Source organism: Nonomuraea sp. NPDC049714 (assembly GCF_044465295.1).
Lineage (GTDB): Bacteria > Actinomycetota > Actinomycetes > Streptosporangiales > Streptosporangiaceae > Nonomuraea.
On the sequence record NZ_JBITLM010000015.1, the window covers coordinates 166160 to 179824 of the forward strand.

Annotated in this window: 15 protein-coding genes and 1 pseudogene; 6 read left to right on the plus strand and 10 right to left on the minus strand. The window is 71.3% G+C overall.

Annotated features, from left to right (window positions below; all coding sequences use genetic code 11):
• The first annotated feature begins 6 nt into the window (after positions 1 to 6).
• Positions 7 to 252, plus strand: a complete 246-nt coding sequence (locus ACIBQX_RS42415; protein WP_397014945.1) for an ArsR/SmtB family transcription factor — start codon at positions 7 to 9, stop codon at positions 250 to 252.
• Here ACIBQX_RS42415 and ACIBQX_RS42420 read toward each other — a convergent pair.
• Positions 231 to 1745: an MFS transporter gene (locus ACIBQX_RS42420; RefSeq protein WP_397014947.1), complete on the minus strand. Its 1515-nt coding sequence runs from the start codon at positions 1743 to 1745 to the stop codon at positions 231 to 233. The two genes, ACIBQX_RS42415 and ACIBQX_RS42420, sit on opposite strands and share 22 nt — an antisense overlap.
• 116 nt (positions 1746 to 1861) lie before the next feature.
• On the opposite strand from ACIBQX_RS42420, the gene ACIBQX_RS42425 reads away from it, so the two are divergent.
• On the plus strand, positions 1862 to 2716 hold the full coding sequence (locus ACIBQX_RS42425; RefSeq protein WP_397014949.1) for a TetR/AcrR family transcriptional regulator: 855 nt from the start codon (positions 1862 to 1864) through the stop codon (positions 2714 to 2716).
• 44 nt (positions 2717 to 2760) lie between these two features.
• Here ACIBQX_RS42425 and ACIBQX_RS42430 read toward each other — a convergent pair whose 3' ends face one another.
• A complete protein-coding gene (locus ACIBQX_RS42430; protein WP_397015146.1) occupies positions 2761 to 4998 on the minus strand; it encodes an ATP-binding cassette domain-containing protein in 2238 nt (745 codons plus the stop codon).
• Between the two features lie 243 nt (positions 4999 to 5241).
• Here ACIBQX_RS42430 and ACIBQX_RS42435 point away from each other — a divergent pair, with 243 nt between their 5' ends.
• On the plus strand, positions 5242 to 5964 hold the full coding sequence (locus ACIBQX_RS42435) for a MerR family transcriptional regulator (RefSeq protein ID WP_397014951.1): 723 nt from the start codon (positions 5242 to 5244) through the stop codon (positions 5962 to 5964).
• Here the strand turns inward: ACIBQX_RS42435 and ACIBQX_RS42440 are convergent.
• Positions 5937 to 6845, minus strand: a complete 909-nt coding sequence (locus ACIBQX_RS42440) for an SDR family NAD(P)-dependent oxidoreductase (protein ID WP_397014953.1) — start codon at positions 6843 to 6845, stop codon at positions 5937 to 5939. The genes ACIBQX_RS42435 and ACIBQX_RS42440 overlap by 28 nt on opposite strands.
• A 91-nt stretch (positions 6846 to 6936) precedes the next feature.
• Between ACIBQX_RS42440 and ACIBQX_RS42445 the strand changes: the two genes are divergently transcribed.
• On the plus strand, positions 6937 to 7530 hold the full coding sequence (locus ACIBQX_RS42445) for a TetR family transcriptional regulator (protein WP_397014955.1): 594 nt from the start codon (positions 6937 to 6939) through the stop codon (positions 7528 to 7530).
• 9 nt (positions 7531 to 7539) lie between these two features.
• On the opposite strand, the gene ACIBQX_RS42450 is transcribed toward ACIBQX_RS42445, so the two are convergent.
• Both ACIBQX_RS42450 and ACIBQX_RS42455 read right to left on the minus strand, forming a co-directional pair.
• Entirely contained in the window at positions 7540 to 7932 is a 393-nt protein-coding gene (locus ACIBQX_RS42450; RefSeq protein WP_397014957.1) for a hypothetical protein, read from the minus strand.
• A gap of 3 nt (positions 7933 to 7935) precedes the next feature.
• Complete coding sequence (locus ACIBQX_RS42455) at positions 7936 to 8478, minus strand: dihydrofolate reductase family protein (RefSeq protein ID WP_397014959.1); 543 nt, start codon at positions 8476 to 8478, stop codon at positions 7936 to 7938.
• Between the two features lie 335 nt (positions 8479 to 8813).
• Here ACIBQX_RS42455 and ACIBQX_RS42460 point away from each other — a divergent pair.
• Together ACIBQX_RS42460 and ACIBQX_RS42465 are read left to right on the plus strand one after the other, a co-directional pair.
• Positions 8814 to 9734: pseudogene (locus ACIBQX_RS42460) on the plus strand (FAD-dependent monooxygenase); the annotation flags it as partial.
• A gap of 142 nt (positions 9735 to 9876) precedes the next feature.
• The gene (locus tag ACIBQX_RS42465; RefSeq protein WP_397014961.1) at positions 9877 to 10161 is read left to right on the plus strand and encodes a hypothetical protein; all 285 of its coding nucleotides are present in this window, start codon (positions 9877 to 9879) and stop codon (positions 10159 to 10161) included.
• A gap of 147 nt (positions 10162 to 10308) precedes the next feature.
• On the opposite strand, the gene ACIBQX_RS42470 is transcribed toward ACIBQX_RS42465, so the two are convergent.
• The 5 genes from ACIBQX_RS42470 to ACIBQX_RS42490 form a co-directional block, all read right to left on the minus strand.
• Positions 10309 to 10623 (minus strand): hypothetical protein, encoded by a 315-nt coding sequence (locus ACIBQX_RS42470; RefSeq protein ID WP_397014963.1) that lies wholly within the window; start codon positions 10621 to 10623, stop codon positions 10309 to 10311.
• A gap of 94 nt (positions 10624 to 10717) precedes the next feature.
• On the minus strand, positions 10718 to 11287 hold the full coding sequence (locus ACIBQX_RS42475) for a TetR/AcrR family transcriptional regulator (protein WP_397014965.1): 570 nt from the start codon (positions 11285 to 11287) through the stop codon (positions 10718 to 10720).
• Positions 11288 to 11326: 39 nt separating this feature from the next.
• Positions 11327 to 11971 carry a response regulator gene (locus tag ACIBQX_RS42480; RefSeq protein WP_397014967.1) on the minus strand — a complete coding sequence of 215 codons (645 nt, stop codon included), beginning with the start codon at positions 11969 to 11971 and terminating at the stop codon, positions 11327 to 11329.
• The gene (locus ACIBQX_RS42485) at positions 11962 to 13059 is read right to left on the minus strand and encodes a sensor histidine kinase (protein ID WP_397014969.1); all 1098 of its coding nucleotides are present in this window, start codon (positions 13057 to 13059) and stop codon (positions 11962 to 11964) included. The genes ACIBQX_RS42480 and ACIBQX_RS42485 overlap by 10 nt, the downstream gene beginning before the upstream one ends.
• The gene (locus ACIBQX_RS42490; RefSeq protein ID WP_397014971.1) at positions 13043 to 13660 is read right to left on the minus strand and encodes a DedA family protein; all 618 of its coding nucleotides are present in this window, start codon (positions 13658 to 13660) and stop codon (positions 13043 to 13045) included. The genes ACIBQX_RS42485 and ACIBQX_RS42490 overlap by 17 nt, the downstream gene beginning before the upstream one ends.
• Positions 13661 to 13665: the final 5 nt, after the last annotated feature.

Here is a 13665-nt window from a genome sequence, read left to right on the forward strand (position 1 = left end):
GTCGCGGTGCGGATAGCGCTCACCGTCGCCGTCGAAGGCCAGGCCGCCCAGGGCGCCGAGCTGTCGGTCGGCCAGGTCGCCGAGCTCGCCGGCATCGGCCAGTCCACCGCCTCCCAGCAGCTCGCCCTGCTGCGCCGCGGCGGCATCATCGCCTCCCGGCGCGACGGCAAGACCGTGCTCTACCGAGGTGACCGCGAACGCGCCGCCCAGGCCCTCGCCGACCTGCAGCGTTACCTGCGCCTCTGCTGCTGAGCCGGGCCGTCCGCGTCGGCGCGCACATGCCGCAGGAGGACGGCGGCCGGGACGGCGATCAACGCCATGATCACGGCGGCCGTGATCGAGGTGGCCCGCAGGCCGGACACGAACGCGGCGGAGGCCGCCTCCATCAGGGGCCCGCGCAGGCTCCCGGACACCTGCCCGGCCACGGCGGCCGCCCCGGCCAGCGTCTCGCGCGCCGCCTGGGGCAGACCGGGCAGGGCGGCCGTGATCTCGCTCCGATAGACGGCGGCGCCCACCGTTCCCAGCGCGGCGATGCCCAGCGCGCCGCCGAACTCCGTGCCGGCCTCCGACAGCGCCGAAGCGGCGCCGGCCCGCTCCGGCGGCGCCCCGGCCAGGATCAGGTCGGTGGCCAGGGTGGCGACCATGCCGATGCCGGCCGCCATGACGCCCACGCAGGCCACCAGGACGGCGGGCGGGGACACCGCCTCGACCCGGGCCGTCATCAGCAGCCCGGCCGCGGCCACCAGCAGCCCCCAGGTGACGACCGTTCCCGGTCGGATCCGCCGTACGGCGAGAGTGGCGACCGCCACGCCGGCCGTCGTCGCGAGGATCGCCGGCAGCATCCACAGCGCGGCGGCGAGCGGGCGCAGCCCGGCGACGAGCTGCAGGAACTGCGCGGCGAACAGCGTCAGCCCGACCATGGCGAACATCGTCAGCGAGTTCACGGCCAGTGAGGTGGTGAACGTCCTCGACCGGAACAGCCGCAGGTCGATCATCGGCGCGGCCAGCCGGGCCTGCCTGCGCACGAACAGCGCCCCGAGCCCCAGCCCGGCCAGCACGGCGGCCGGAGCGCCCCAGCCGGGCTCCTCCTCGGCCAGCAGCTTCACCCCGTAGATCACCGGCAGCACGGCGGCGAGCGACAGGCCCGCGCTCACCACGTCGAACCTGCCCGGCGACGGATCGCGGTGCTCGGGGACCAGCAGCGGCGCGGCCACCAGCAGCAGCGCCATCACCGGCACGTTGAGCAGGAACGCCGAGCCCCACCAGAACCGCTCCAGGAGCAGCCCGCCGGCGACCGGCCCGATCACCGCGCCGCCGGAGAACCCCGCCGCCCACACCCCGACGGCGGTCCTGCGCCGGCGCGGGTCCTGGAACATGGTGCGGATCAGCGCGAGCGTGGACGGCGCGAGGGTCGCCCCAGCGACGCCGAGCAGCGCCCGGGCGGCGATGAGCTCCTGCGCGCTGCTGGAGTACGCCGCCACGGCCGACGCCGCCCCGAACGCCGCCGCGCCGATCATCAGCAGCCGCCGGCGGCCGATCCTGTCGCCCAGCGTGCCCATCGTCACCAGGAGACCGGCGAGGAGGAAACCGTACACGTCCATGATCCACAGCGTCTGCGTCGCGGTCGGTCTGAGCTCGGCGCTCAGCGGCGGAAGCGCGAAATAAAGCACGGACATGTCCATCGAGACCAGCACGCCGGGGATGGTGAGCGTCACCAGCCCCGCCCGATCCCTCGCTCTCCCCATGCGAAGACCTCCTCAATGAGTACGGTGTATGCATACACCCTACGCACAGATTAAACAGAGGCATAGCCGCGAATTTCGTCACGTGGTAGCATTTCGTCACGCAGAAGGGGAGTGTGATGAAACTGACGTGTGCCGGCTGCGGCGGGCCGCTGGACGTTCCCGCGCGAGGACGCCGCCCCACCTACTGCTCGCGCGCCTGCCAGGCGCGCGCCTACCGCGCGCGAGCGGCGGCACGCACCGGCCCCCGGCCGGAAGAGATCCCGCCCGCCGCACCCGAACCGGCCGCCAAGGACGGCCTCAGCGTCGAGCGGATCGTCCGTACGGGCATCGCGATCGCCGACGCGGAGGGTCTGGCCGCCCTGTCCATGCGCAGGGTGGCGGGCGAGCTGGGCGCGGGCACCATGTCGCTCTACCGGCACGTGCCGGGCAAGGACGAGTTGGTCGACCTGATGGCCGGCGCCGTGCTCGACGAGGCGGAGGCCGCGGCCGGCGCGCCGCCCGCCGAGCGGGACGGCTGGCGGGCGCGCGTGGAGGCCTACGCCCGCATCATGTGGGCGCTCTACCGGCGCCACCCCTGGCTCCTGCAGGTCCTGGCGGTGACCCGGCCGCGACTGGCGCCGGGCGGGCCGGCGCGCACCGAATGGCTGCTGCGCGGCGTCGAAGGGCTGAGCCGCGACCTGCCCACCATGGTCAGGGCGGCGGTCACCATCTCCGGCTACGTGCAGGGCATGGCGATGTTCCTGGTCAACGACCTGCAGGCCGAGCGCCTGACCGGCGTCGGCAAGGAGCAGTGGTGGGAGTCCAACCGCGACCGCTTCCACGAGCTGGTCGCGGACGGCCCCTACCCGATCCTGGCGATGATCGCCTCGGCGGACCAGGACGACGTGAGCCTGGAGGAGGAGTTCGAGTTCGGCCTGCAGCGCATGCTCGACGGTCTCGCCGCCCACCTGGGCGACCGCCGAACCGGCTGATGGACGCCCCTGGCCGCGAACGGGCCGCGGCCAGGGGCGTCGTGCTACGGCTGGTCCACGTACATGCGCAGATGCTGCGCCGTGAGGGACTTGCCCGCGCCGACGAGCTCGGCGGGGGTGCCGGTGAAGACGACCTGGCCGCCGTCGTGGCCGGCACCAGGACCGAGGTCGACGATCCAGTCGGCGTGCGCCATCACGGCCTGGTGGTGCTCGATGACGATGACGGTGTTGCCGTCGTCGACCAGGCGGTCCAGCAGCGCCAGCAGGCGGTCCACGTCCGCCAGGTGCAGGCCGGTGGTCGGCTCGTCCAGCACGTAGGTGGTGCCGTTCCTGGCCATGTGGATGGCCAGCTTGAGCCGCTGACGCTCGCCGCCGGACAGCGTGGTGAGCGGCTGGCCCAGCCCGACGTAGCCCAGGCCCACCGCTTCGAGACGGCCGAGGATGGCCCCGGCCTGACCGGTGGTGAACACCTCGCGGGCCTCGGCCACGGGCATGGCCAGCACCTCGCTGATGTTCTTGCCGTGCAGCCTGTACGACAGCACCTCGGGGGTGAACCGCTTGCCCTCGCACTCCTCGCACACCGTCGCCACCTCGGCCATCATCGCCAGATCGGTGTAGATCAGGCCGATGCCCTTGCAGGCCGGGCAGGCGCCCTCGGAGTTGGCGCTGAACAGGCCGGGTTTGACGCCGTTGGCCTTGGCGAAGGCCGCCCGGATCGGGTCGAGCACCCCGGTGTAGGTGGCCGGGTTGCTCCGCCGGGAGCCACGGATCGGCGACTGGTCGGCGACGATCACGCCCTCCAGCCCGGCCACGTAGCCGTGGATCAGCGAGCTCTTGCCGGATCCGGCGACGCCGGTGACGACGCTGAGCACCCCCAGGGGGATGTCGACGCTCACGTCACTCAGGTTGTGCAGCGTGGCGCCGCGGATCGGGAGCTGACCGGTGGGCGTGCGGACCTTCTCGCGCAGGGTCACGCGGTGGTCGAGGTAGCGGCCGGTCAGGGTGCCGGACCTGCGCAGCCCGTCGAGGTCGCCGGCGTAGCAGAGCCGCCCGCCCGCCGAGCCGGCGCCGGGGCCGAGGTCGACGACGTGGTCGGCGATCTGGATCGTCTCCGGCTTGTGCTCCACCACCAGCACCGTGTTGCCCTTGTCGCGCAGCTGGAGCAGCAGGTCGTTCATCCGCTGGATGTCGTGCGGGTGCAGCCCGGCGGTGGGCTCGTCGAAGACGTACGTGACGTCGGTCAGGCTCGAGTTGAGATGCCGGACCATCTTCACCCGCTGCGCCTCGCCGCCGGACAGCGTCGAGGACTCCCGGTCCAGGCTGAGATAACCGAGGCCGATCTCCACCAGGGAGTCGAGCGTCTCGCGCAGGCTGTCGAGGATCGGCCCCACCGAGGCGTGCCGGATGCCTCCGACGAACTCGGCCAGGTCGCTGATCTGCATGGCGGAGCACTGGGCGATGGTGACGCCGTCGATGGTGGCCGACCGGGCCGCCTCGTTCAGCCGCGAGCCCGCGCAGTCGGGACAGCCGGCGAGCTTGACCGCCCGGTCGGCGAACGCGCGCGCCTGCCCCTTCATCGACTCCCGGTCCTTGCCGAGATACTGCCGCCGCACCCTGGGCACCAGGCCTTCATAGGTGAAGTTGTTGGCCCCGAGCTTCACCTTGACCGGCGGCTTGTGCAGGAAGTCCGCCCACTGCTCCGGCGTGTAGTCACGCAACTTGACATCCGGGTCGAAGAAGCCGGAGGCCACGATGATCTGCCACGGCCAGGTGTCCACGCCGTAGCCGGGCATCTTGAGCGCGCCCTCGTTCAGCGACAGGTCCCGGTCCACCAGCTCGTCGACGTCGATGTCGGACACCTTGCCGAGCCCCTCGCACGCCGGGCACATGCCCTGGGGGGTGTTGAAGCTGAAGGCGAAGGCGGGCCCGACGTACGGGGTGGCGACCCGGCTGAACACGATGCGCAGCATCGTGTAGGTGTCGGTGGCGGTGCCCACGGTCGAGCGGGCGTTGGCGCCCATCCGCTCCTGGTCGACGATGATCGCCGCGCTCAGGTTGCGCAGCGCGTCGACGTCCGGGCGGCTGAGGCTCGGCATGAACCCCTGGAGGAACGCCGTGTAGGTCTCGTTGATCAACCGCCGGGACTCCGCCGCGATCGTGTCGAAGACCAACGAGGACTTGCCGGAGCCGGAGACTCCGGTGAAGACGGTGAGCCGTCGCTTGGGGATGTCCAGGGAGACGCCGGTGAGGTTGTTCTCCCTGGCGTCACGGACCTGGATCAGGTCGTGGCTGTCCGCCGCGGTGTGATCCGATCTGCGGCGGAACTGGTCGTGGGGGTGAACGCTGCTGTCCTGCTGACTGGGAACCAAGGAACCCTTCCATCCTCGACTGCCGACATTCATGCGTTCAAGTGTCTCATTGATGTACCGGTCTAGACTTTTGCCGAATTCTTCGGCGTTTATCGGGGATCTGTGCGGTCAACGTTAAAATTGCCGTGTAAGCCGTGGGGCGGGATGATGGGCCGCATGAGCCGTGAGAAGGCAGGGATTCGCCCCATCGATCTGGCGCGGCTGGCGGACGTCTCGACCCAGCAGATCCGCAACTACGCCGCCGAGGGCATCCTGCCTCCGGTGCCGCGGACGGAGTCCGGCTATCGGCGGTTCGGCGCCGAGCACCGGTCGGCCCTGCTCACCTACCAGGCTCTCGCGCGAGGCTACGGCAGGGACACCGCCAGGACGGTCATGCAGGCCGTGCACGACGCCGACCTCCCGCTCGCCCTCACACTGCTGGACACCGGCCACGTCGCGCTGCACGAGGAGCGGCTGTCCCTGCAGGCGGCGGGCGCGGCGCTCGAAGCGGTCGCGGAGCAGAACCCGGAGGCGGCGCCGCTGCCGCGCTCCGGCATGCGCATCGGTGAGGTGGCCGCCTACCTCGGGGTGCGCACCTCGACGCTGCGCCTGTGGGAGTCGGTCGGCCTGCTGGCTCCCAAGCGCGAGCCGGGCACCCGCTACCGCAGCTTCGGCCCGGCCGACGTCCGGGACGCCCGCATGATCAACATGCTGCGGCAGGGCCGCTACCCGATCGCCCAGATCCAGCTCGTCCTCGACGGCCTGCGCCGCACGGGCAGCAGCGACGCGCTGCGCGCCGCCATCGCGCAACGCCAGGCGGAGCTGACCCGGCGGGCCAGGGCCATGCTCGAAGGATCCGGCCACCTGCACCACTACCTGGAGGGAGAGGTCACGGACTGATCGGGCGGCAGCGCGCCGGCGCTCAGCCTCTCGCACAGCGCCCACACCCGGTCGCGGGCGTGCTCGTCCAGCACGCTCGCCGGCCACGGCCGGCGCCGGCACCGGCGGTCCACGTACGCGCCGGTCACGCCCGCCACCTCCGGCGAGGAGGCCAGCCAGACGCTCGACCTGGCGGACTTCGCCAGGTCGGCGAAGAGCAGCGGAGCCATCAGCTTCACCACCGGCGCGATCGGCCGGTAGACGTACGGGAACGCCCTGATCGGCATCGCCCGGTTCATCGGCGTGTGACCGTGCCCCGGGTAGGCGACGTTGACGGTCACGCCGGATCCCCGCAGCACCTCCGCGAAGCGGGCGCTCATCGCCATCAGGATCGTCTTCGTGTGGTTGTACTGGGTGAACGTCCAGCCCAGGAAGCGCCTTTCCGCCTGGAGGTCGTCCAGCGCGATGGGGCCGCCGGGGATGCCGCCGGTGACGTTCACCACCCGCCCGCCGCCGCCCTCGCGCAGCAGCGGCAGCAGCAGATGGGTGAGCGTGAACGGCGTCAGGACGTGCGCGGCGAACATCGTCTCCACGCCGTCGGGGGTCAGCGTCCTGCGCGGGCCGTTCACCCCCACGTTGTTGACCAGAACGTCCAGCGTGCCGCAGCGCTCCCGCACCCGGGCCGCCAGCCGCAGCAGGCCGTCCTGCCGCGTCACGTCGGCGGTCACCGCCTCCACCTGCTCGTTGCCGGTGTCGCGAGCCAGCTCGGCCGCCGCCGCCCGGGCGCGGCCGGGATCCCGGCCCACCAGCACCACGCGGGCGCCGAGCCGCGCCAGCTCCCTGGCCGTCTCCTTGCCGATCCCGGCCGTGCTGCCGGTGACCAGGGCCGTCTTGCCTTGCATGCGCGCTCCCCGCATTCGATGAGATCTGCGCACCAAAGATGACATCAGATGCCAATAACGTCAACGTGTGTTGGAATGTAGACTCCGGTGCGTGTCAGGATTGCGGGAACGTACGAGACGAGCGGTCGCCGCCGAGGTGACCGAGGTGGCCCTGCGGCTCTTCGCCGAGCGGGGCTTCGACGCGGTCACGGTGGACGACATCGCGCGGGCGGCGGGGCTGTCCAAGCGCAGCTTCTTCCGCTACTTCCCGGCGAAGGAGGACGTCGTCCTCGGCGGCATCGACTTCATGGGCGGCGAGATCGCCGAGCAGATCGCCCGGCGGCCCGGCCAGGAGGACGCCTGGCAGCTCCTGCACGCCGTGCTGCGCGGGTGGGAGCAGCGGATCGACGCCGAGCGGCAGGCGCTGGAGAGGCTCAGGCTGGTCGAGGCGACGCCCGCGTTGCGTGCCGGGTTCCACGCCAAGCGGGAGGAGGCGCGCGCCCAGATCGCCGACGCGCTGCTGGCCAGGCCCGGCCTGGAGCTGGACCGGTTCACCGCCGACCTGCTCACCACGGCGGCGGCAGCGGCTCTCGACAGCGTGTCACGCGCCTGGGCCGGATCGGGCCCGGAAACCGACCGGCTCGCCCTGGTCGACCGCGCGTTCGCGCTGCTCCGCCCGGCCTGCCTGGGCCCCGCGCCGGACTGACGGGCCGCTTCAGCGGCCGCCGGTGAACGGGGCCTCCCCCTCCTTGTACGGCCGGAAGCGCAGCGCCGACCACACCTCGTCCACCGCCACCTGCCCGTTCGGCCGCAGGCCGTACTCCGTCACGATCGGCCAGAGCGTGTCGCGGTTGATGTCCGCCTTGTTGCCCTTGGGATAGGCGATCCAGGTCGTCCCGGTCAGGGCGCCACGGTGCTCGTCGAGCAGGCGGCGGGCGGTGGCGGCGTCGGCGGCGAAGAGCACCGCGACGGCGGCCTCGCGCGGGTCGCCCACCAGCTCGACCTCCTCGGGCAGCGGCCCCACGCGGGGCAGGTGCTGGTCGTCGGAGATCCACACCGTGCCGCCCGGCTTGATGAGCAGCTTGTCGGCGATGGTCTTGGCAGCCATTGGTCAGGCCCTTTCGTAGGTCAGGTCCAGCACGCCGGTGCTGAAGGACTCGGACGCGGTGAGGGTGAGCGGCATCTGCCCGATCCCCTCGGTGAACAACCTCTGGCCGGTGCCGAGGACGATCGGGTGCACCAGCAGGTGCAGCTCGTCCAGCAGGCCCTCGGCCAGCAGCCAGGAGACCAGCGTGGGGCTGCCGCTCATCGCGATGTCCTTGCCGGGCCGCTGCTTGAGCTCGGTCAGCGAGGCCGCGACGTCGCCGCTCAGGATCGTGCTGTTCTGCCAGGCGGCGGTCTCCAAGGTGGAGGAGACGACATATTTCGGGATCTCGTTCAGTGTCCTGGCCATGGGGTCGCCGGGGTCCTGGTGCGGCCAGTGCGCGGCGAACTCGTCATAGGTGCGCCGGCCCAGCAGCAGGGCGTCGCCGCGCTCCATCAGCCAGCCGACGGACTGCATCATCTCGTCGTTCAGGTAGGGGAAGTGCCACTTCTCCGGCGCCTCCACGACGCCGTCGAGTGAGATGAACAGGCCGGCGATGATCTTCCTCATGGACTTCTCCGCTTCTCGGGGTGTGGCACCACCGTCCCACCGACAAATAAATTTGTCAAGCCGGAGCGCCTGGCTCTCACTGACCGTCACCGGCAGGGAGGCGCTGGCCGGTCGCCTCGCGGAGTTGCGCAGGTTCGCCGGCCTGGCCCAGTTGGCGAGCTGACGGGCGAACGAGCATGACGTGGCGTTGCCTGCGGGCGTGCCCAGCTTCACCCGCGGCATCCGATGGATCAGCGCGAGAAGTGCTGGTGGTGTGATGGTCTTCGCTGACGCTCGCCGGCCCGGCCGAGAGAGGATCGCTACGATGAGGTGTGAGTCGGCCGCGGAGCGTGCCCATGGCGGACGGAGAGGTGGCCGTACTGGTCGTCGGTGGCGGGCCGGTCGGGCTCACCGCCCGTGCGCTGCTGGAACGCTGGGGGATACGGGTCCTGCTGGTCGAAAGACAAGGCGAGCTGTCGCCCTTTCCACGGTCCCGGCTGGTCAACGTGCGTTCGATGGAGATCTACCGCCGGCTCGGGCTCGCCGCCGAGATCACGGCCAACGCGTTCGCCCCCGAGTACGGCCGCATCCGCTTCCGCGACACCATGCAGGACCACGACTTCGCCGCGGCGGCGACGACCGGGATCAACGCGCCGGTGCCCGAGAGCCCGGTGACCGGCGTGGTCACCTCGCAGGATCGCCTGGAGCCCACTCTGCTCGCCGCGGCGAAGTCCCCGGCGCGCTTCGGTGCCGAGCTCGTCGACCTGGCCGAAGAGGCCGGCAGCGTCGTGGCCCTGCTCGCCGGGCGTCGGCGCGGTGCGGAGACCCGCGTCCGTGCCCGTTACGTCCTGGCCGCCGACGGCGCCAACTCCACCGCCCGGCGGCTGCTGGGAATCGGCACCGCCGGCCCCGGGAGGGTCGGAGGCTTCACCACCGTCGTGTTCGACGGCGATCTTCGCCGCTGGTGCGCCGACCAGCCCGCCGGCGTCTACTTCACCGCGCACGGCCTGGTCGCGCCGCTGTATCCCGAAGGAGGCTACGCCTGGTTCGTCCCCACCCCCGGCGAAGGCGCGGACGCCGACTGGCCCGGCCTTCTCTCGCGCGCCCTCGGTCCCGATGTGCGCGCCGATATCGTCAGGATCCAGCACTGGGTGATGAACGCGTTCGTCGCCGAGCGCTTTCGTCACGGGCGGATTCTGCTGAGCGGCGATGCCGCGCACGCGATGCCCATCGTCGGAGGCCTGGGCATGAACGCCGGTATCGCCGACGTGCACAACCTGTGCTGGAAAGCGGTACTTCGCCCAGCTCGGCCTGGTGCTCGGCGTCACATACCGCTCCGACGCCGTCCTGTCCGGCGACGGTCCCGATCCGGAGCCGCCAGGCGCGGACTACGTTCCCAGCGCCGAACCAGGCCGTCGCATGCCGCACCTCTGGCTCGCCCGCGACCGCTCGACGCTGGACACGTTCGGCGAATGGTTCACCCTGCTCACCCCGGACCCCGCCGCATGGACGCACCAGGCACCATGGCCTCTGCACGTCGAGGCCCTTCCTGGCGAGCATGCCGACCTCTGCGGCCTCACATCGCACGGAGCGCTGCTCATCCGGCCTGACGGCCACATCGGCGCCCGCTGGCCCGGCGGCCCGTCGAGCGAGGCCGCTCTCCACAACGCCCTCACCGCGATCACCGGCCGGAGCGCACCATAGATTCGGCGGCTCTTCTGCCGTCAGGTGGGTCACCGTACCGGGACAGAGGTCGGCCATGCGTGCGGTGGCGCGCCAAGCGAGCACGGACGTGCCGCCGGTCATGACGATCGCGGTCACGCCGGCGCTCGCGTCACGCCGGCGCTCGCGTCACGTCGTACGGCCGTGGGCCGTCTTGAGGCGCGTGGCGAGAGTGTCGGCGCCGATGTACGCGTGGAACACGCCCATGGCCAGCACGCCCACCGCGCCCGCCGCGAGCGCGGCGAACGGGTGAGCGCCGATGTCGGCCATGATCGCCAGGACCGCGGCCAGGACGTACATCGCCCAGCCCGCCACCAGATTGATCAGCGGGCCGGAGCCGAAGAGCGTCGGGAACTCCTCTTTCGTGATGCCTTTCACGAAGTGGGGCGTGGCGTTGGCGGCGAAGACGCCGGCCGCGAAGCTGAGCAGGATCGTCTGCGTCATGAACACTCCTGGGTCACGCGAGCCCGGCGGATCGCGATCTCGGCTGGATATGTGAGGGTGGGATCACGTGAGGCTGGGATCACGTGGGAGGGGGTCACTTGAGGCTTCTGATGGTGAGCTCGACGAGCTGGCGCAGCTGGGTGCGCAGCACGTCCGGCTCCTCCTCCTGCTGGGCGATGCCGGTGAGCGCGGCGAGCAGGAGCGCGGCCGCGTCATGCGCGGACAGGACGGTGCCGAGCAGCGGCAGGTCGTCCTTGGCGGTGAGCAGGATGGCTGCCACGACGGCGGCGTGCCGGTCCTTCAACGAGCGGGTCAGGTCGGGGGCGACCGCGGTCACCTCGGCGAGCAGCTCGCTCCGGAATTCCGCCTCGACGCTGCCGGCGACGAACTCCAGCTTGAGGTCGAGGGCCCGGAACACCCGGTCGGTGACGTCGCCGGTTGCCTGGCCGACCTCCTCGGCCCGTCCGATGAGCTGGTCGATGGCCCGCTCCGCCACCGCGCGGAAGATCTCCTGCTTGCCCGCGTAGTGCTGGTAGAGCGCCGGACGGGAGACGCCGGCGGCCTGGGCGATCAAGTCCATGGACGTACGGCGGAGACCGTAGCGGCCGAACACCTGGAGAGCGGCATCGAGGACGCGCTGCTGCTTCTCCACACCCTGTGACATGCTGACATTATTTGGAAAGATTGTCAGTTCGTCAAGCGCTCAGGACTCCAGGAAGTGCAGGATCGCCAGCACGCGGCGGCTGTAGCCGGTGGCGTGGTACAGGTTCAGCTTGTCGAAAAGGGAGTTCACATGCTTCTCCACCGCGCTCTGCGAAACATGCAGGGCCCGGGCGATGGAGGCGTTGGTGAGGCCCTGCGCCATGCTCTCCAGCACCTCCCGCTCGCGGGGAGTCAGCCGCGCCAGCGGATCCACCTGCGTCGTGCGCGCCAGCAGCTGGCGCACCACCTCGGGGTCGAACGCCGCTCCCCCGGCGCCCACCCGGTCCAGCGCGTCGAGGAAGTCCGCCACCTGCGCCACCCGGTCCTTCAGCAGGTAGCCGACCCCGGACACGTCCGCGCTCATCAGCTCGGTGGCGTACCGCTTCTCCACATACTGCGACAGCACCAGCACCTTGACCTCGGGCCAGCGCCGCCTGATCTCCAGTGCGGCGCGCAACCCCTCGTCCGTGTGCGTGGGCGGCATCCGCACGTCCACCACCACGATGTCCGGCAGATGCGCGGCCACCGCCTCGACCAGCGCGTCACCGTCGCCCACCGCGGCGGGCACCTGGTGCCCCTCCTCCAGCAGCAGCCGCACCAGGCCTTCACGCAGCAGCGTGGAGTCCTCGGCCAGGATCACTCGCATGGCACCTCCGCCGTCACGGTCGTCGGCCCGCCCGGCGGGCTGACCACCTCGAAGGCGCCGTCCAGCGCGGCCACCCGGCGCCGCAGCCCGGACAGCCCGCCGCCGGTCAGGCGCGCGCCGCCCACCCCGTCATCCGACACCCGCACGACGAGCCTCGTCCCCTCCATGCGCACGTCCACTGTGATGGCGTCGGCGCCGGCGTGCTTGGCGGCGTTGGTGACCGCCTCGCTCACCACGAAGTACGCCGCCGTCTCCACCGCCATCGGCGGCCGCTCCGGCAGCTCGCACGCCACCCTGACCGGCACGCCCGACCTCTCGGCCACCCCCGCCAGCGCCTCGCCCAGCCCCAGCGAGTCCAGCCCGCTCGGGTACACCCGCCAGGCCACCTCCCGCAGCTCGGCCAGCGCCTGCTGTGCCTCGCTGTGCGCCTGGTCCAGCAGTTCGGGCCGGCCGCGCCTGGAGCGGCCGATCAGCATGGACAGCGCGACGAGCCGCTGCTGCAGCCCGTCGTGCAGGTCACGCTCGATCCGGCGCCGCTCGGAGTCGACCGCCGCCACGATCCCCGCCCGGCTCTCCGCCAGCTCGGCGATCCGGCGCCGCAGCGCCACGGTCGGGTCGCCGGCGAGCACCCGGCGGGCCAGCCGCCGTTCCAGCGCGTGCACGCCCACCACACCCGACAAAGCAAGAAATAGCAGTACGAGCCCCCCGACGGATATGTACGCCACCAGCGGAACGGACGGATTCATCCCGTCGTAGGCCTCACCCGCGACCCACGACGCCCCCAGCCGGGCGGCCTCCCGGAGCCCGAACACCAGCAGCAGCACCACCAGCCCGCCCAGCACGCCGACGGGCACGCGCAGCGCCAGATAGCGCAGCACCCGCCTGCCGTCGCCCATCGCGTCCAGCTCCGCGGGGTCGAGCCGCAGTCGCCACGCCTCGAACCCCGCCAGCCGCCCGGCTGCCGCCTCCACCCGGGCACGGCCCAGGAACGGCAGCGTCACCAGCAAGAACACCAGCTCAACCGCCGCGGTGACCGTTCCCAGGGCCACCGCGCCGAGTCGTCGTGCTCCCTCAGCGACGGACCGCATGCCGTCCCTTGCTGCGCTCGCGCAGGCGTACCACGATGAAGACCACCACCGCCAGCGCGACCAGGCCGAGCACGACCTTCGACCCGATGCCCGCGTACGTCTCGACCAGTTCCCACTCATTGCCCAGGAGGTATCCGGCCATCACAAAGATGGCGTTCCAGATCGCGCTGCCCGCGGTCGTCAGCAACAGAAACGTGACCAGGTTCATCCGCTCGACGCCGGCCGGCACCGAGATCAGGCTGCGGAAAATCGGGATCATCCGCCCGAAGAACACCGTCGCCTTTCCGTGCTTGAGGAACCACGCCTCGGTCTTCTCGATGTCGGAGACCTTGACGAGCGGGAGCTTGGCGGCGATCGCCAGCGTCCGCTCACGACCGAGGAGCGCCCCTATCCAGTAGAGCGCCAGCGCGCCGACCACGGACCCCGCCGTGGTCCACACCAGGACTTCGACGAGATTCATCCTGCCCATGCTCGCCGTGAACCCCGCCAGCGGCAGGATCACCTCACTCGGCAGCGGCGGGAACAGGTTCTCCAGCGCGATAGCGATTCCCGCCCCGGGCGCACCGAGAGCGGCCATTAATGACACGACCCAATCAACCATGCGCA